This is a genomic window from Erythrobacter sp., assembly GCF_024305245.1.
Classification (GTDB): domain Bacteria; phylum Pseudomonadota; class Alphaproteobacteria; order Sphingomonadales; family Sphingomonadaceae; genus Erythrobacter.
Genome location: NZ_JAMWYX010000003.1, coordinates 383,337 through 401,175 on the forward strand (window position 1 = coordinate 383,337; position 17,839 = coordinate 401,175).

The 17,839-nt window shown below is 66.2% G+C and carries 12 protein-coding genes; 10 read left to right on the forward strand and 2 right to left on the reverse strand.

Annotated features, from left to right (window positions below):
• Positions 1 to 53: 53 nt before the first annotated feature.
• The 7 genes from Q0L48_RS06700 to trxA all read left to right on the forward strand — a co-directional run bounded on the left by Q0L48_RS06700 (position 54) and on the right by trxA (position 11,536).
• Entirely contained in the window at positions 54 to 2,414 is a 2,361-nt protein-coding gene (locus tag Q0L48_RS06700) for a PAS domain-containing sensor histidine kinase (protein WP_296718728.1), read from the forward strand.
• Positions 2,411 to 2,875, forward strand: a complete 465-nt coding sequence (gene tsaE, locus Q0L48_RS06705) for a tRNA (adenosine(37)-N6)-threonylcarbamoyltransferase complex ATPase subunit type 1 TsaE (protein ID WP_296718730.1) — start codon at positions 2,411 to 2,413, stop codon at positions 2,873 to 2,875. Before Q0L48_RS06700 ends, tsaE begins: the two co-directional genes overlap by 4 nt.
• Positions 2,872 to 3,861: a phosphotransferase gene (locus Q0L48_RS06710; RefSeq protein ID WP_296718733.1), complete on the forward strand. Its 990-nt coding sequence runs from the start codon at positions 2,872 to 2,874 to the stop codon at positions 3,859 to 3,861. Before tsaE ends, Q0L48_RS06710 begins: the two co-directional genes overlap by 4 nt.
• Positions 3,858 to 4,580, forward strand: a complete 723-nt coding sequence (locus Q0L48_RS06715) for a nucleotidyltransferase family protein (RefSeq protein ID WP_296718735.1) — start codon at positions 3,858 to 3,860, stop codon at positions 4,578 to 4,580. Before Q0L48_RS06710 ends, Q0L48_RS06715 begins: the two co-directional genes overlap by 4 nt.
• On the forward strand, positions 4,573 to 7,602 hold the full coding sequence (gene addB, locus Q0L48_RS06720; RefSeq protein WP_296718736.1) for a double-strand break repair protein AddB: 3,030 nt from the start codon (positions 4,573 to 4,575) through the stop codon (positions 7,600 to 7,602). The genes Q0L48_RS06715 and addB overlap by 8 nt, the downstream gene beginning before the upstream one ends.
• Positions 7,599 to 11,144, forward strand: a complete 3,546-nt coding sequence (gene addA, locus Q0L48_RS06725) for a double-strand break repair helicase AddA (RefSeq protein WP_296718739.1) — start codon at positions 7,599 to 7,601, stop codon at positions 11,142 to 11,144. The genes addB and addA overlap by 4 nt, the downstream gene beginning before the upstream one ends.
• Positions 11,145 to 11,215: 71 nt before the next feature.
• Positions 11,216 to 11,536 (forward strand): thioredoxin, encoded by a 321-nt coding sequence (trxA, locus tag Q0L48_RS06730; RefSeq protein ID WP_296718743.1) that lies wholly within the window; start codon positions 11,216 to 11,218, stop codon positions 11,534 to 11,536.
• 192 nt (positions 11,537 to 11,728) lie between these two features.
• On the opposite strand, the gene Q0L48_RS06735 is transcribed toward trxA, so the two are convergent.
• Both Q0L48_RS06735 and argJ read right to left on the reverse strand, forming a co-directional pair.
• Entirely contained in the window at positions 11,729 to 12,490 is a 762-nt protein-coding gene (locus Q0L48_RS06735) for an inositol monophosphatase family protein (RefSeq protein ID WP_296718804.1), read from the reverse strand.
• A gap of 35 nt (positions 12,491 to 12,525) precedes the next feature.
• Positions 12,526 to 13,752 (reverse strand): bifunctional glutamate N-acetyltransferase/amino-acid acetyltransferase ArgJ, encoded by a 1,227-nt coding sequence (gene argJ / locus Q0L48_RS06740; RefSeq protein WP_296718745.1) that lies wholly within the window; start codon positions 13,750 to 13,752, stop codon positions 12,526 to 12,528.
• Between the two features lie 64 nt (positions 13,753 to 13,816).
• Between argJ and Q0L48_RS06745 the strand changes: the two genes are divergently transcribed.
• The 3 genes from Q0L48_RS06745 to Q0L48_RS06755 all read left to right on the forward strand — a co-directional run bounded on the left by Q0L48_RS06745 (position 13,817) and on the right by Q0L48_RS06755 (position 17,777).
• Positions 13,817 to 14,116: a hypothetical protein gene (locus tag Q0L48_RS06745; protein ID WP_296718748.1), complete on the forward strand. Its 300-nt coding sequence runs from the start codon at positions 13,817 to 13,819 to the stop codon at positions 14,114 to 14,116.
• Between the two features lie 116 nt (positions 14,117 to 14,232).
• Entirely contained in the window at positions 14,233 to 16,995 is a 2,763-nt protein-coding gene (secA, locus tag Q0L48_RS06750; protein WP_296718751.1) for a preprotein translocase subunit SecA, read from the forward strand.
• A 26-nt stretch (positions 16,996 to 17,021) separates the two neighbouring features.
• Positions 17,022 to 17,777, forward strand: a complete 756-nt coding sequence (locus tag Q0L48_RS06755; protein WP_296718753.1) for a sulfite exporter TauE/SafE family protein — start codon at positions 17,022 to 17,024, stop codon at positions 17,775 to 17,777.
• Positions 17,778 to 17,839 lie beyond the last annotated feature (62 nt).

Here is a 17,839-nt window from a genome sequence, read left to right on the forward strand (position 1 = left end):
TTCACGCCTGAACCCCGTTGCACTGGCGCGCGCACGCGCATAGCGGTGAGGCGATGGAAATCTCGCCGCTTTCGCTAGTGCTGATCGCGCTGCTGCTCGCCGCATGGACGGTGGGCGCGGCGGTGGTAGTGCTTCGCGCAAATGCCGGGATGAAGCGGGCGAAGGCGCTGAAAGCCAGCCTCAAGCGTATCCAGACCCTGCTCGATGTCGCTCCGGCCGTCCCGCTGCTGGTAAGGATCGACGGACGAATCGAAGCGCCGGATAAGCTGGCGCGGCTGCTAGGATTATCGGCAACGCCCAAATATCTCAGTGAATTCGCGTCGGTGCCCGGCGATCCCAAAGCGGGCGGGCTGGCTCCCGATCAGTACGAACAGCTCTGGGCGAAGGTTCAGGCTACCCAGAAAACTGCTGCGCCCTTCCGCATGGCGCTCAACCCCCCGGGCTCCCGGCGCAGTCTTGCGCTTTATGGCACGCTCGCCGATCCGCAGGTGTCGCCCGGCGGCGCGGCACTGGTATGGGTTTTCGACTTCACCGAAAGCCATGCCGAAATGGCCCGGCTGCGCGCCGCTGCCGCGCGGGCGACGGGCGATTTCGGCGCATTGGTGGGCCTGATCGAAGCGGCTCCGATGCCGATGTGGTTTCGCGGCAGCGATCTTTCGCTCCAACTGGTCAATCAGGCCTATGTCGATGCTGTCGGTGCTTCCGGCGCGGCAGAGGTGGTTCAGGGCCAGATCGAACTGCTCGAACCCGAAGACGGACAGTCCCCCGCCGAGATCGCGCGCGCTTCCCTGCAAAGTCAGGACAAGTCCGAACGGATCGTTGCCGCCACCATTCACGGCGCACGCCGCACGCTGCGCGTCAGCGATCTGCCGCTGGGCCGCGAAGGGGTGGCGGGTTATGCCATCGATATCGAGGAACAGCAGCAGGTCGAGCGTGAATTCCGGGCGTTCCGCACCGCCCAGCTGGCGTTGCTCGATCAGCTTTCGGTCGGAGTTGCGCTGTTCGATGCCGAGGAACGGCTGGTGTTCGCCAACCGTCCGTTCCGCCGCCTGTTTTCGCTGACCGACGAGGCGATCGAGGCGCGCACGCCGTTCGAGCGGTTCCTCGCCGAAGCGCGCGAGCGTGGGCGCACGCCCGAGGTGCGCGATTTCCCCGAATGGCGAAGCGAACGGGCGGGGTGGTTCGAAGCCAGCGCCACGCTGGAGGAAGCATGGCCGCTGCCGGGCGGCACGCATCTGCGGATCGTCGCCCAGCCTTTGCCCGATGGCGGGCTGGTGCTGATCGCGGAGGATCGCACCGAACAGCTGGCGCTTTCGGCAGTGCGCGACACCTTGCTGCGGACCCGCACCGCCACGCTCGACAGCCTGTTCGAGGCGCTGGCGATCTTCTCGCCCGATGGTTCGGTGCAATTGTGGAACCGCAGTTTTGCGGGCACCTGGGGGCTGACTCCGGAGCTGCTCGATGCGCATCCGAGCGCCGATGAACTGCTCGGCGCGATCGGGCGCAATCTGGTGCGGCCCGAAGAAGCCGGGCTGATCGGCGCGGCAGTGCGGGCGGCCACGCTCGACCGGCGCGAGAAGGGCGGGCAGGTGGATCTTGCCGACGGGCGCACGCTGCGCTTTGCCGGGGTGCCGTTGCCCGACGGTAACGGCCTGCTCACCGTGCTGGACATCACCGCCTCGCAAAAGGCGGAGCAAGCGCTGCGCGAACGCGCCGAGGCGCTGGAGGAAGCCGATGCGGTCAAGGCGCGCTTCCTTGCCAACATGTCCTACGAATTCCGCACGCCGCTGACCACCATCGGCGGTTATGCCGAATTGCTGAAGTCCGGGGTGGCGAGCGATCCCGATCAGGCGAGCGAATATGTCGACGCGATCCTGAGCGCGGTCGAGCGGCTGACCGAGCAGGTCGAAAACGTGCTCGACCTGTCGCAAAGCGAAGCGGGGCTGCTGCCGATCAGCAAGGAGCGGCTCGACCTGCTCGATTTCCTCACCACTCTGGTGCGCGAGCGTGAGCCGGCGATCATCGCGGCCGGCCTCAGCCTCGATCTCAAGGGGCGCAAGGGGCGGGTGATCGAAGGCGATCCGCGCCAGCTTGGACGCGCGCTGGGCAATCTGATCGATAACGCCGTTTCCGGCACGCCCGATGGCGGGCGCATCGTGATCGAGATCAGGAAAGCTCCCGATGGCGCGGATTGGGGCTTTGAAATCCGCATTGCCGATAATGGCCGCGGCATGACGGCGCAGGAACTCGCCCGCGCGCAAGGCGGGGCCAAGGCGGGCAAGCCGGGAACGCCCGAACGCCGCACCGGGCTTGGCATTCCGCTCGCCCGCCAGTTGATTGAAGCGCATGAGGGCACGCTGGAAATCGCCAGCCGCAGGGGCGCCGGCACCACCGCAACGATCCGCCTGCCGTGACCGAACGGCGCGAAGCTCTGCCCGATCTGGCGGCGATGGCGGCGTTCGGCGCACGCATCGCGGCGCGGCTGCGGGCGGGCGACGTGGTGGCGCTGACAGGCGGGCTGGGTGCTGGCAAGACTACGTTGGCGCGCGCCATTCTGGCGGCACTGGGCCACGAAGGCGAGGTGCCATCGCCGACCTTCACCATCATCGAGAGCTACGATTTTCCGTCGCTCCGCCTGCCGGTGGTGCACGCCGATTTCTACCGGCTGGAAGACCCGTCGGAACTGGCCGAAATCGGGCTCGACGATTACCGCGAGGGCGCGGTGCTGCTGGCCGAGTGGCCCGATCATGCGGGAGGTTTCGAGCGTGAACCCGGGTGCCTCTCGATTCTGCTCGAACCGGCCGGAGAAAGCGGGGAGGGCGGACGGATTGCGATTGCCCGCGCGGGCCTCGATTGGGTAGGGCGGATGCCATGAACCAGTTGCCTCAAGGTCTCGCCGAATTCACTGCCCGTGCGGGCTGGGCCGATGCGCAGGTTCAGCCATTGCCGGGCGATGCCTCGTTCCGGCGCTATTTCCGGCTTGGCCGCAGCGGCGGCGAATCGGCGATGCTGATGCACGCGCCGCCGCCGCACGAAGACCCTGCGCCGTTTTTGCATGTCGCGCATTGGTTAAACGCCAATGGAATGCGTGCGCCTGCGATCCTTGCCGAGGATGCTGCGGCGGGCTGGGTGCTGACCGAGGATTTCGGCGATGACCGGATGCGGGACTGGCTGGACCTGAACCCGCAGGACGAACGCGCAGCCTATGAAGCCGCGGTCGAGGCATTGGTGGCGCTGCACCGCCTGCCGCCCGGCCCGTTCGCGCCCTATGACATGGCGACCTATGCGCGCGAGGCCGCGCTGCTGACCGAATGGTGGTGCCCGGCGCAGGGGCTGACCGTCGATGGCGCGGGCTATGCAGCGGCGTGGGAGGAAGTGCTGGCGCCCCTTCTCACCCGCCAGCAACCCGGCGTTACGGTGCTGCGCGATTATCATGCCGAAAACATCATGCTGCTGGGCGGGCAGGCGGGCGGCCCGCAGGGGTTGATCGATTTTCAGGACGCGCTGGTCGGCCACCCGGCCTATGATCTCGTTTCGCTGTTGCAGGATGCCCGGCGCGACGTGTCCGAAGACCTCGAAACCGCCATGCTGCTGCATTACGCTCACCACGCGAAACTGGCCGACGAGGAATTCCTTGCCGATTACGCCCTGCTCGGCGCGCAGCGGAACGCCAAGATCGTCGGGATTTTCACGCGGCTGGACCGGCGCGATGGCAAGCCCAAGTATCTGGGGATGATCCCGCGGGTCTGGGGCGCGCTGGAGCGTGATCTGGCGCACCCGGCGCTGGCTCCTGTGGCGCGCTGGTTCGATGCCAATATCCCTGACACCCTTCGCTTCGCTCACGGAGCCTTCGCGGCATGAGCGACACGGCGCTGGTTTCCGACACCGCGATGATCCTTGCCGCCGGACTGGGCAAACGGATGCGTCCGCTCACCGCCAGCCAGCCCAAGCCGCTGGTGCGGGTTGCGGGGCGCGCACTGATTGATCACGCGCTGGATCGTCTTGCCGAGGCGGGCGTGGCGCGGGCGGTGGTCAACGTCCACTACCTCGCCGATGCGCTCGAAGCCCATGTCACCGCTCGGGCTGTGCCGCAGGTGACAGTCTCGAACGAACGCGCGCAGCTGCTGGAAACCGGCGGCGGGATGGTGAAGGCAGTGCCGCATCTGCCCGATCCGTTCTTTGCCCTGAACGCCGACAACATCTGGCTCGACGGTCCGAACAACGCCTTTGCCGAATTGTCGCGCCGTTGGAATGCCGAACAGATGGATGCGTTGCTGCTGTTGGTGCCGCACGCGCGCGCGGCCAATTTCAGCGGGCCGGGGGATTTCCACATGGACCCAAATGGCCTGCTGTCGCGGCGCAAGGCCGGACGGATCGCACCGTTCATCTACACCGGCATCCAGCTGGTTTCGCACCGCCTGCTGCGCGATGCGCCGGACGGGCCGTTTTCGACCAACATCCTATGGAGCCGCGCCATCGAGGAACGGCGGCTTTACGGCCTCTCGTTCGGCGGGCTGTGGTTCGAAGTCGGCACCCCGCAGGCGATCCGCCCGACCGAAGAGGCGCTGCGGCGTGGCTGAGCCGCGCCGCGCCGGCCCGCTGGTCTATTCCATTGCCGCGCACCGCGGTTTTGCCGATGCGCTGGTGGCGGGGCTGGTGCCGCGTTACCGCGAACCGGGCTTCGGCCTTGCGCGGCTGACACTGCTGGTGCCATCGAGCCGCGCCGCGCGCACTCTGTCCGAGGCGTTCATCCGCCACGCCGGGGCCAATGGTGAGGGCGGGTTGCTGATGCCGCGCATGATCGCGGTCGGCGACCTCGACCTCGACGACAAACTCGGCGCGGCGCTCGATCCGCTCGGCGCTGCCGACATCCCTCCCGCTTGCGATCCTGTGCGGCGCTGGCTCGCGATTGATCGCCTGATCGTCGAAGAACGCGCTGCCGAAGCGATGGAGCCGCTGCCGGGCCGTGCACGGCTCAATCTGGCGCGGGAAATGGCGCGCAGCATCGACCGACTACTGGTCGAGGAAAAGCGGCCCGAGGATCTCACTAGCGACGTGGTGCTCGATCAGCTTGGCGGGATTGCGGGCCACTGGCAGCACGCGATCCGCCTGTTCGCGCGGGTCAATGCCCGGTGGCAGGCAGAGCTGGCCGTACGCGGCGAAATCGACGCTGCCACTCGCCGCAACCTGCTGTTCGATCGCGCCGCGCGCCGCTGGAAGGAAACGCCGCCGCCGCATCCGATTGTTGCCGTAGGTGTTACCAGCGCGTCGCCCGCGCTGGCGCGGTTGCTGCGGACAATCGCCGAATTGCCGCAAGGCGCGGTGGTGCTGCCCGATCTCGACCGCGAGCTGAGCGATGATGCGTGGGACGAACTTGGTCTGGCGGGCGCTGCGAGCGAGCCGGATGGGGCGGTGTTCGCAGCCGGCGATGCGCTCACCCATCCGCAATATCACCTGAAGCTGTTGCTCAATCGCATGGGGGTGAACCGGGCCGAGGTGCAGCCGTGGCACCGGCGCGGGATCGCGGCGGCAGAACCTGCACGGACGCGGGCGATTTCATCGCTGTTTCTGCCGCCGCTCGCCAGCCGCGCCTGGGTCGACCTGCCTGCCGACAAGCGCCGTCTGGCAGGCGTGCGCCTGCTGACCAGCGCCACAATCGAAGAAGAAGCGCAGGCGATTGCGCTGTTGGTGCGCCAAGCGCTGGAACAGCCCGAACATCGTATCGCGGTGGTCACTGCCGACCGGGGCTTGGCGCGGCGGGTGGTGCAGCATCTCGAACGCTGGAACATCGCCGCCGATGACAGCGCGGGTCAGCCGCTGGCACTGACCCCGGCAGGGCGGCTGCTCGGCCTGCTGGCAGAGGTCGCGGCGCATGGCCCAGACCCTGCGAACCTTGTTGCGGCCTTCGGCCATCCGCTGGTGCGCAGCGCGGACGGGGAGTCGCGGCGGGCATGGCTCAGCGGCCTGCGCGCGTTCGACCGGCAGCTGCGCGGACCCACGCCTGCGCCGGGGATGGAGTCGCTGCGCGAGGCTGCGGCCAAGGCCGAGATTGCCGATTGGTGGGCCGAGGCCGAAGCGCTGATTGCGCCGCTTGTTGACTGGCCGGCGCAAATGCCGCTGGCCGATACGCTGGCCCGGCTTGCCGCCGCGGCCGAGGAGTTCGCGGGCGCCGCCGCATGGGAGCGCGAGGACGGGCGCGCGCTCGGCTCCATGATCGAAGAATTGCGCGGATTTGCCGAGGCGCTGGAAACGCAGATTGAAAGCGCCGACATAGCCGGGATTCTGCGCGACGCGATGGACGAGATCGCAGTGCGTCCGGGCTATGGCGGCCATCCGCGCGTGGCGATTTATGGCCTGCTGGAAGCGCGCATGGCCCGCGCCGATCTGGTGATCTGCGGCGGCCTGAACGAAGGCAGCTGGCCGCAGCCGCCGGGCGCGGATGCGCTGCTTGCCCCGCCGATCCTGCGCGCGCTGGGCGTGCCGGGGTCGGAGTTCCGCATCGGCTTGGCCGCGCATGATCTCGCCGGGGCACTGGGCGCGCCGCAAGTGGTGCTGAGCCGCGCGCTACGCGATGCCGAAGGGCCGACGCTACCGTCCCGCTTTCTGCTGCGGGTCGAGGCGCTGCTGGGCGATGATCTGGACAGGGAACACCGCGAGAGCGCGATCCCCGCGCTGCTGCCCCATATCGATCGTCTGCGTCCGGCAGCCGAACCCTATCCGCGCCCCGCGCCCGATCCGTCGCCGAAGCAGCGCGATGTCACAATCAAGGTGACGGCGCTCGACCGGCTGCTGGGCGATCCCTACCAGTTCTATGCGCAGGCGATCCTCGATCTGCGCCAGCTTCAGCCGCTCGCCGCCGATCCGTTCAGCGATCCGGCGCTGCGCGGCACGCTGGTGCATGATCTGCTGGACAAATGGCACAAGGCACGCGCCGACAATCCGGCCCTTGCGCTCGCTCCGTTCGCTGCCGCGCATTTCGAGGCCGAGCGCGTCCACCCGCTGTTCCGCGCGCTGTGGCAACCGCGCCTGATCGCGGCGCTCGAACGGTTTGAGCAGTGGATTGCTCAGGATGAGGGAGAAGGCCGCACAGTGCAGGCGAGCGAGATTTCGGGCGTGATGACTTTCGACGGGGTGAAAGTGATGGGCCGCGCCGACCGGATCGACCGGATGGGCGACGGGACACTCGCCATTGTCGATTACAAGACCGGAACGGTGCCGACCAAGAAGCAGGTGGAAAATGGCTTTGCGCTGCAACTCGGACTGCTCGGCTTGATTGCGCAAGACGGCGGTTTCGCCCGCGAAGGCGTGCCCTCGGGTGCGGCGAGCACCTTCGAATACTGGTCGTTCGGCAAGGATGACGGCGACTTCGGCAAGCGGCAGAGCCCGATGAAGCTGACAGCGCGCGAAAAGGGCCTGACGCTGGAGGAGTTCCTGCCCCACCACACCGCCAAACTGGCCGAGGCGATCGGCAAATACATCAAGGGCGCAGAACCCTTCACCGCGCGTGAAAACCCCGACTACAAGGGCTACAACGAATATGACCAGCTGATGCGGCTGGATGAATGGTTCGTTCGCCTGACGCAGAAGGATGGCGACGCATGAGCGGCGGTAACGGCCTCGTCTTCCCGTTGCAGGGCAACCAGCTGCTCGCGGCAGAGCCGCAGGACAATGTCTGGCTTTCGGCCTCGGCGGGAACGGGCAAGACGCAAGTGCTGTCCGCGCGCGTGCTGCGGTTGCTGTTGCTGCCCGATGTCGCGCCGTCGCAGATATTGTGCCTCACCTTCACCAAGGCGGGCGCGGCGGAGATGGCCAACCGCATCAACGCGGTGCTCGCCCGCTGGGTGCGCCTGCCTGCGACAGCGCTGGCGAAAGAGCTGCGGCATCTTGGCGCGGATATCGGCCCGGAAAGCCTCGAACGCGCACGCAGTCTGTTCGCCAGCGTGCTCGATTGCCCCGGCGGCGGGCTGCGGATCGATACGATCCACGCATTTGCCCAATACCTGATCGGCAATTTCCCCGAGGAAGCGGGGCTCGCGCCCGGCACGCGGGTGATGGATGATCGCAGCCGCGAATTGCTGGCGCGCGATGTGCTGACCGATTTCGTCGTGGAGGCGGAGCGTACCAATGATGTCCGGCTGCTGGACGGGATCGAACTGTTCACCACCCGCAAGGATCCGGCTGCGCTGCACAAATGGTTGATGCGCGCGGCCGAGGCGCAAGACTTGTGGGAAGGGCCGACCGGCTGGCAATCGCCGATGGCGGCGCAGGTGTGTCAGACATTGGGCATGCCTGCCGATGCGGACGTGGTCTGGACGGCCCAGCCGCTCGATCCCGATCTTTTCCCTGACGACATTCTGATGGCAATGCTGCCTGCGCTGGATGGCTGGAAAGCCAAGACCGGGCAGGAGGCAGCAGCCTTCCTTCGCCAGTGGCTGGCGTTGGATCTGGCAGCGCGTGTTGAAGCCGTGGCGGGTTTTCGCAAGACCATCCTCAAGGCCGATGGTGAGCCGCGCAAGATGGAGGGGGCAACGAAGAATGACCCCGACTTTACCCGCCATCAGGATGACATTGCCGAGGCGGTTCGCGAATATGAAGACCGCCTTGCGCTGCTCGCCTGCGCCGAAATCGTCACTGCCGCGCTCGAAATAGGCCGCGCCTTTGCCGTGCGCTGGGAAGCGCGCAAGGCCCGCGAAGGGCTGCTCGATTTCGGCGACCTGATCCGCAAGGCTGCCGCGCTGCTGTCCGACCGCGAGGCTTCGGACTGGATCCGCTACAAGCTCGATCGCCATTTCGATCACATCCTGATCGACGAGGCGCAGGATACCAACCAGAGCCAGTGGGACATCGTCGAAGCCCTGATCGACGATTTCTTCAGCGGCGAGGGTGCGCGCGGCGATACGCTGCGCACGATCTTCACCGTCGGCGATTACAAGCAGGCGATCTTCGGCTTTCAGGGCACCAGTCCGGAAAACTTCGCCCGCGCCAAACAACGCGTCGAGGCGCGGATCACGCAGGCGCGCGACGGCATCCGCGCCGGCCGCGTCAATCGCCGCGCGCCGGGGTGGCAGGATCTCGATCTCGGCCAGTCCTTCCGGACAGCCGACATCGTCCTCGGCTTCGTCAACCGAATGATCGATGCGCTGGGCTTTCCGGCCTTCGGCCTCGACCGTGAACCGCCACCGCACATTGGCGCCGAGCGGCCCGGTCTTGTTACCCTGTGGCCGCCGGTGGTGCCGGATAAAGGCGAGCGCGAGAGCGACGACGATTACGAGGACAGGGGCGCAGGCGACAACGAGGACAGCGAGCGCGACTGGTTGCCCCGGCACGATACGCTGCTGGCCGAACGGATCGCCGATCAGGTGCACCGCTGGATCAGCCTTGAAGATCCTTTCGTGCTGGAAAAGGGCACCCGCCGCAATGCGCAGGCGGGCGATATCATGGTGCTGGTGCGCCAGCGCAAGGAACTTGCCGCCCAGATCGTGGCCAAGCTTTATGCGCGCGGCGTGCCGGTTGCGGGGGTTGACCGGTTGCGGCTGGGCGCGCCGCTGGCGGTGAAGGACGTGATGGCCGCGCTGCGGTTCGCTGCGCAGCCGCAGGACGATCTCAGTCTCGCCAACCTGCTTGCCTCGCCGCTGATCGGGTGGACGCAGGACGATATCCTTGCCCATGTTCCGCGCGCGCCCAAGCAGCGCCTGTGGGATCACCTGCGCCGCGAAGGTGCGCCCGAACGGGTGGCCGCGACTGCTGACAAGTTGCGCGATCTGCTCCGCCGCGCGGATTACCAGACCCCGCAGGCGCTGATCGCATGGCTGCTGAACGGCCCATGGCAGGGACGGGCGCAGCTGATCGCGCGATTGGGCGCGGAGGCCAATAATCCGCTCGACGAACTTATCAACGCTGCCTTTGCCTATCAGGCCGAACACTGGCCCAGCCTTGCCGGTTTCATCGCCTGGTTCGATGCAGGGACAGGCGATCTGAAGCGCGATTCGGACAGTGCCCGCGGTCAGGTACGGGTGATGACGGTGCATGGGTCGAAGGGCTTGCAGGCGCCGATCGTGATCCTTGCCGATGCCACCGGCGCGCCGGGCGATCCGGGTGATCTGGCGCTGGACGACAACCCTCTCGGCCTGGCCGGTGATCGCCCGCGCCAGGTGCCGCTCCCGCCGCTGTCGAAGGAGGAGCGCAAGGGGCCGATTGCCGAGGCAGAGGAAGCCAAGCGGACGAGCGCGCTGCAGGAACACTGGCGGCTGCTCTATGTCGCGCTGACCCGCGCCGAGGAAGCGCTGTTCATCGGCGGGTCGCTCAACAAGAACGAAGCGAAGAAGGGCGAGCCGCACGAGGGTAGCTGGTATGCCCGGCTCGCGCCGCTGTTCGAAGGTGAACAGATCGACGACCCGGTGTGGCTGTGGCGCAAGGAATGGGGCGAGCGGGCCGAGCCTTTGGTGCGCGAAGATGGCGCGCCCGCCGATATCGCGCCTCCCGAACTGCCGCACTGGGCGACGACTCCGATCGGCCCTGAGCCGCGCCCGCCGCGCCCGCTTGCGCCGTCGAGCGCGGGCGAGGAGGGCGGGGCCGAACCGCCGCTGCCACCCGAGGCTGCGCGCAATGCGGCGCGGCGCGGCAGCCTGATCCACCGCTTGCTCGAACGGCTGCCCGATGTTGCGGCGGATGATCGCGAGCCTGCCGCGCGGCGCTGGCTTGAACGGCAGGCAGGCGATCTGCCGGACGACGTCCGCAAAGAGATGCTGGCCGCGGCGTTGGGGGTCATCGATCATCCCGACTTTGCAACGCTGTTTTCCCCGCACGCGCTGGCCGAAGTGCCGCTGGCCGCGACAATCGGCGGCGTGGTGGTGGCGGGCACTGCCGACCGGCTGCTGATCGAGGATGCGCGCATCACCGTGGTCGATTTCAAGACCACCCGCCGCCCGCCTGCCAGCGCCGCTGCGATCCCTGCGGCGACCTTGCGCCAGATGGCGGCCTATGTCGCAGCGATCGAAGCGATCTATCCAGGGCGCGATGTGCGCGCTGGCGTGCTCTACACTCATGCTCCGGTATTGTTCGACCTCGCGCCCGAAGACCTGCAGCGGCACAAGATCGCGTTGCAGACCCCGCAGCAATCCTTGTCACTGCCGGATATTGAGTGAAAAGCGGAGCACACTAGATTGCATTGCAAGACGCGGCGCTTCTATCCTGCCGCGCAAAGGAGATTACGATTATGGCCACCGTCAATGTCACCGATGCCAGCTTTCAAGCCGATGTGCTCGACAGCGATACCCCCGTTCTGGTCGATTTCTGGGCCGATTGGTGCGGCCCGTGCAAGATGATCGCCCCCGCGCTGGAGGAAATCAGCGAGGAACTCGACGGGCAGGTGCGGATCGCCAAGGTCGACATCATGGAAAACACCGACATCGCCGCGCAGATGGGCGTGCAGTCGATCCCGTTGATGGTCCTGTTCAAGAACGGTGAGGCCGTGGCGCGCAAACTGGGCGCTGCGCCCAAGAGCCAGCTCAAGGCGTGGATCGAAAGCGAACTGTAACGCCCGCCGCGCCGCCTCCACGCCGCCGCGGCGCGCGTGTAGGAGACACATGAGACACTGTCCAGGAACCGAAAAATTGCCCGCGCGTCCGGCGCTGGGCAGAGGGCGGTGGAGTAAGGGTGACGACAGGCCATGCCGGCTGTGCTGGCATGGCCTGTCCAAGTAGGAAAGCGCGCCCGAGCCGTCGCTGGATCAGGCCGTGACCCGCGCGATAAATTCATCCCAGATCGCCGGGCTCGACGCGCCGACAAGGTCGGGCCTGTCCTGCTCGTCGACCCGGTAATCGCTGCCATCTATCCGCGCGGCCTTGCCGCCCGCCTCGTTCAGCCACAGCACGCCTGCGGCATGGTCCCAGGCCAGCGTGCGTTTGAAGCTGGAAATGTCGTTGTCGCCCAGCGCGAGGCGCGGGTACTGCTCGGCGGCGCAGCGTGGAATGTCGACCAGCGTGTAATGCGGCGCCAGCCTGGCATCGACGTCGCGCGATTCCTCGGGCGTCAGAAACAACCGGCTGACGGCGGTGACGGGCGGCTGCTGACCGGTGGTGCGCGCGGCAATCCGCGTCCCATCGACAAAGGCACCTTCGCCGCTGCGGGCATGGCAGAAGCGGTCGCGCAGCGGATCATAGATCCAGCCCGCCACTGCACGGCCCGCATCGGCGAGTGCGACGATGATCCCGAATAGCTCCTTGCCTTCCGAGAAATTGGCTGTGCCGTCCAAGGGATCGATGATCCAGCACTGGCCAGAAAGCGCGTCCAGCACGGCCCGGTCGGCATGGGCGGCTTCCTCGCCCACCACCGCCACACCGGGCGCGAGCTTTGTCAGCGCTTCGGTGAGAAAGGCCTCCACCTCGCGATCGACGATGGTGACAGGGTCGTCCTTGCCCTTCAATTTGATCTCGTGCGCGGCAAGCTGACGGAAGCGCGGCAGCATCGAGCGCTGCGCGGCAAACCGCATCAGATCGCGAATTTCTGCATCAAGCGCGGAAAGGCTCACGACCGGTAATCCGCGTTGATCGCGATGTATCCGTGGGTGAGATCGCAAGTCCAGACGGTGGCACGGCCCTCGCCAAGGCCCAGATCGACTGCAATATCGATCCCATCGCCTTTCAGGTGCGCGGCCACGGGGGCTTCGTCATAGCCCTCGACCGGCAAGCCATCGCGCGCCGTCCAGATCCCGCCGAACGCAATCGAAAGCTTGTCACGGTCTGCCGGTTCGCCCGCCTTGCCGACCGCCATGACCACGCGGCCCCAGTTGGCGTCCTCACCCGCAATGGCGGTTTTGACCAGCGGCGAATTGGCGATGGAAAGGCCGATGGTGCGCGCACTTTCATCACTCGCCGCGCCGCTCACGCGGATGGTGATGAATTTTTGGGCACCCTCGCCATCACGCACAACGGCCTGCGCAAGATTGCGGCACACATCGGTCAGCGCGGCGGCAAAGGCATCCGCGCCGGGGCTGTTCCAGCCCTCTATCCGGCAATTACCCGCCTTGCCTGTCGCAAAAACGAGCACTGTGTCGCTGGTCGAGGTGTCGCCGTCGACCGTGATGCAGCTGAACGTCGCCGCATTGGCGCGCTCCAGTGCTCCTTGCAGGAATGCAGGCGCGACATCGGCATCGGTGAAGACGTATCCCAGCATGGTCGCCATGTCGGGCGCGATCATGCCCGACCCCTTGATGATCCCGGCGAGTTCCACCCGCACATCGCCCACCATCGCGCTGGCCCCTGCGCCCTTGGCGAAGGTGTCGGTGGTGCCAATCGCATGGGCGGCATCCTCCCATCCGCACGGCTGCGCGTGCAGCGCCGCTTCGACCCCGGCGCGCGCCTTGTCCTTGGGCAGCGGCACGCCGATCACGCCGGTGGAGGAGACAAACACTTCGTCCGCCGCGCAGCCGAGATGGGCGGCGACCTGATCCATGATCTGTTCCACTGCCTCGCGCCCGCGATAGCCGGTGAATGCGTTGGAATTGCCCGCGTTGACGATTAGCGCCCGCGCGCGGCCCTGCTTCACGGCGCTGCGGCCCAGTTCGACTTCGGACGAGGCGCAGGCGCTCTGCGTGAACACGCCCGCGACGCTGGAGCCTTGCGCCAGTTCGGCGAAGGTCAGGTCGCAGCGGTCCCAGTCCTTGTAGCGCGCTCGCGCGATGCGCAGCGTAACGCCGGCGATGGCAGGCAGTTGCGGGAAGGGAAGGGCCAGCGGAGATCGGGTGGTTTGCATGACCGGCGCTCTAGGGCGCTGGCAGCGTCCAGTAAATATCACACAAGCCGGTGGACGAAACGCGGTGGAATCCTTATCTGCACCCACGATGACCCGGCACTTCTTCGCCCTTCTGGCCTTGCTTACCGGCCTTGCTGCGATCGGCAGCCCGGCGCACGCCTCGCTGGCCGAGGCGCTGGCGTGCGATTCCAGCATCGCCGCAGCCGCCGGGGATGATGCGCGCAGCAGCGAGACTGCCCCCGTTCAGCCCGTACCGGCAACGATCCGCGCGACCCGTGCGGCCGAAGTGCCCGAAACGCCGCCGGTCGTGCCTGATGCATTGCGCCTGCCGGTGCTGATGGGAATCGAACGCGCCTACGAATAGGCCGCGCCTTCGCCCGATTACGACGTTTTTGCGCGCAGCGCCCATGCGCGCGCATATTCCCCGCACAATTTCGGCCCGCATTGCAGGGCCGCACTGCTTCAAAGGCACGCCCGACCATGTTCAACACCATCATGAAGTCCGTTTTCGGATCGACCAACGACCGCTATGTCAAATCGCTCGGCAAGATCGTCAACCAGATCAACGCATTGGAGCCGGAGCTTCAGGCGCTCTCCGACGATGACCTGAAAGCCCAGACGACCAAGCTGCGCGGGCTGATCGACGGCGGTGCGAAGCTCGATGACATCCTGCCCGAAGCTTTCGCCACGGTGCGCGAGGCATCGGTGCGGGTGTTCGGGATGCGCCATTTCGATGTGCAGCTGATCGGCGGCATCGTGCTCCACCGCGGCGAGATCGCCGAAATGCGCACCGGTGAGGGCAAGACCCTGATGGCGACGCTGGCAGTCTATCTCAACGCGATCGAGGGCAAGGGCGTCCACGTCGTTACCGTCAATGATTACCTCGCCCGGCGCGATGCGGCGGAGATGGGGCGGCTGTACAACTGGCTCGGCCTCAGCGTCGGCGTGATCGTGCCCAACATGCCCGAGGAGATGAAGCGCGATGCCTATCACGCCGACATCACCTACGGCACCAACAACGAATTCGGCTTCGATTACCTGCGCGACAACATGAAGCACGAACGCGCCCAGATGGCGCAGCGCCCGTTCAACTTCGCCATCGTCGACGAGGTCGATTCGATCCTGATCGACGAAGCGCGCACGCCGCTGATTATCTCCGGCCCGACCGAGGACAAGTCCGACCTCTACGTTCAACTCGATCAGGTGGCGCGCGAAATCCCGGTCGAATGGCTCGACATCGACGAGAAGGTGAAGCGCGTCCAGCTTACCGAAGACGGGCTGGAAGAAGTCGAGAAGCTGCTGATCGAGAAGGGTCTGCTCGCCACCTCCAACCTTTACGATGTCGAGAACACGCAGGTCGTGCACCATCTCGATCAGGCGCTGGTCGCCGTCTTCGCCCGCAAGCGCGATACCGATTATATCGTCAAGGACGGCAAGGTCATCATCATCGACGAATTCACCGGACGGATGATGGACGGACGCCGCTGGTCGAACGGGCTGCACCAGGCGGTGGAAGCCAAGGAAGGCGTGCGGATTGAGCCTGAAAACCAGACCATGGCCTCGATCACCTTCCAGAACTATTTCCGGATGTACCCCAAGCTTTCCGGCATGACCGGTACGGCTGCCACCGAAGCGGCGGAGTTCTGGGACATCTACAAGGTCGGCGTCGTCGAAATCCCGACCAACCTGCCGGTCGCCCGCGTCGACGAGGAAGACGAATTCTACAAGAACACGATCGATAAATTCGGCGCGATTGCCAAGGCGATCAAGGACAAGAACGAGATCGGCCAACCGGTGCTGGTCGGCACGGTTTCCATCGAGAAGTCCGAATTGCTCAGCCAGTTCCTCGACAAGGAAGGGGTCGAGCATGCAGTGCTCAACGCCCGGATGCACGAACAGGAAGCGCGGATCGTTGCGCAGGCGGGCCGCCTCGGGGCTGTCACCATCGCCACCAACATGGCCGGGCGCGGCACCGACATCCAGCTGGGCGGCAATGTCGAATACCGCATTCAGGACGAACTCGGCGAAATGCCCGAGGGGCCGGAGCGCGATGAAGCCATCGCCCGCATCAAGGCCGAAGTCGCGGCGGAAAAGAAGCAGGTGATCGAGGCGGGCGGATTGTTCGTGCTCGGCACCGAACGCCACGAATCGCGCCGGATCGACAACCAGCTGCGCGGCCGCTCGGGCCGTCAGGGCGACCCCGGCCTGTCGCGCTTCTACCTGTGTCTCGAAGACGACCTGCTGCGCATCTTCGGCCCCGACACGCTGTTTTCCAAGATGATGAAATCGAACCTTGCCGACGGCGAGGCGATCGGTTCCAAGTGGCTGTCCAAGGCGATCGAGACCGCGCAGAAGAAGGTTGAAGCGCGCAATTACGACATGCGCAAACAGGTCGTGCAATACGACGACGTGATGAACGACCAGCGCAAGGTGGTTTACGAACAACGCGCCGAGATCATGGATTCCGAGGCGGTCGACGACGTGGTGGTCGATATGCGCCACGACACGATCAACACCATCGTCGGCACCGCCTGCCCGCCGGGCTCCTACCCCGAACAGTGGGACATGGATGGGCTGAAGCAGAAGGTGGAGGAAATTTTCGGCCTCCAGCCGGCGTTCGACGAATGGCTGGCTGAAGACCAGGTCGAACCCGAGCTGCTCGAAGAACGACTGCGCACGCTGACCGATGGCATGATGGACGAAAAGGTCGCGGCCTCCGATCCGGCGATCTGGCGGGTCGTGGAAAAGGACGTGCTGCTGCGCCAGCTCGATCACCACTGGAAGGAACACCTCGCCACGCTGGATGCGCTGCGGCAGGTGATCTGGATGCGTTCGATCGCGCAGAAGCAGCCGATCAACGAATACAAGCAGGAAGCATTCGGCCTGTTCGAATCGATGCTCGACACCCTGCGCGAGGAAGTGACGCGGATTCTGTTCCGGGCCGAACTCAGGGTCGAAGCACCGCAGGCGCAGCGGTTGCCCGACCTGCCCGATTTCCTGACCGGCCACATCGACCCGCTGACCGGGCTCGACAATTCGAATGACGGCGACGGATCGGAACGGCGGCCCGAATTGTTCGGCTCGCTTGCCGGTTCCACGCGGGCGGCATCGGGGCCGGGCGGGGCCAATCCCGATAACCCCTTCGCCAATCTCGACATCAGCCGCAATGCGCCGTGCCCGTGCGGGAGCGGCAACAAGTACAAGCATTGCCACGGTGCCGTCGGCGCGAAGCAGATCGTCTGAGCCGCAGCACCGGCGGGGCCTGAACGATGATCGGAGCGGTGCCGGTGCTGTTGGCGCTCGGCTTCTTCGTTACCGCTCTGCTCTATGCCAGCGTCGGTTTCGGCGGCGGCTCGACCTATTCGGCGCTGCTTGCGCTGTCGGGCCTCGATTACCGGCTGCTGCCGCTGATCTCGCTGGCCTGCAATATCGTCGTGGTGGCGGGCGCAAGTATCCGCTTTGCGCGCGCGGGCATCACGCCGTGGAAACCGGCGCTGGTGCTGGTCGGGCTGGCGGCACCGGCGAGCTTTGCGGGCGGCTTGATCCCCATCGGGCGCGAGGCGTTTCTGACGCTGCTGGGCGCAAGTCTGGTGCTGACCAGCCTCTCCATGCTGATCCCCGTCGCCAGGGAGCGCGCGGGCGAGCCGACACGCCTTGCCCGCTGGGTGCCTTTCGTCGCGCCGCCGCTGGGGTTTCTCGCGGGACTTGTGGGCATCGGGGGAGGGATATTCCTCGCCCCGCTGCTGCATCTGGCGCGCTGGCAGGGCGCGCGCGCGATCGCTGCCACGGCAAGTCTGTTCATCCTCGTCAATTCGCTGTTCGGTCTGGCCGGGCAGCTGCTCAAGAGCGGGCCGGATTTGATGGGACAGGCCATCCCTGCCGCGTTGCCCCTGCTGCTGGCGGTGGTGATCGGCGGGCAAATCGGCAGCCTTCTGGCGGTGCGGCTATTGCCGCTACAGTGGATCCGCTGGCTGACGGCTGTGCTGGTCCTTGTGGTCGGCGTGCGGCTTCTGGTCGGGTTGTGATTCGCCGTTAGAGCGTTTTCCCCACGTTCTGACTCGGAGGGGATTCCTTTGCGGGCGCGGTT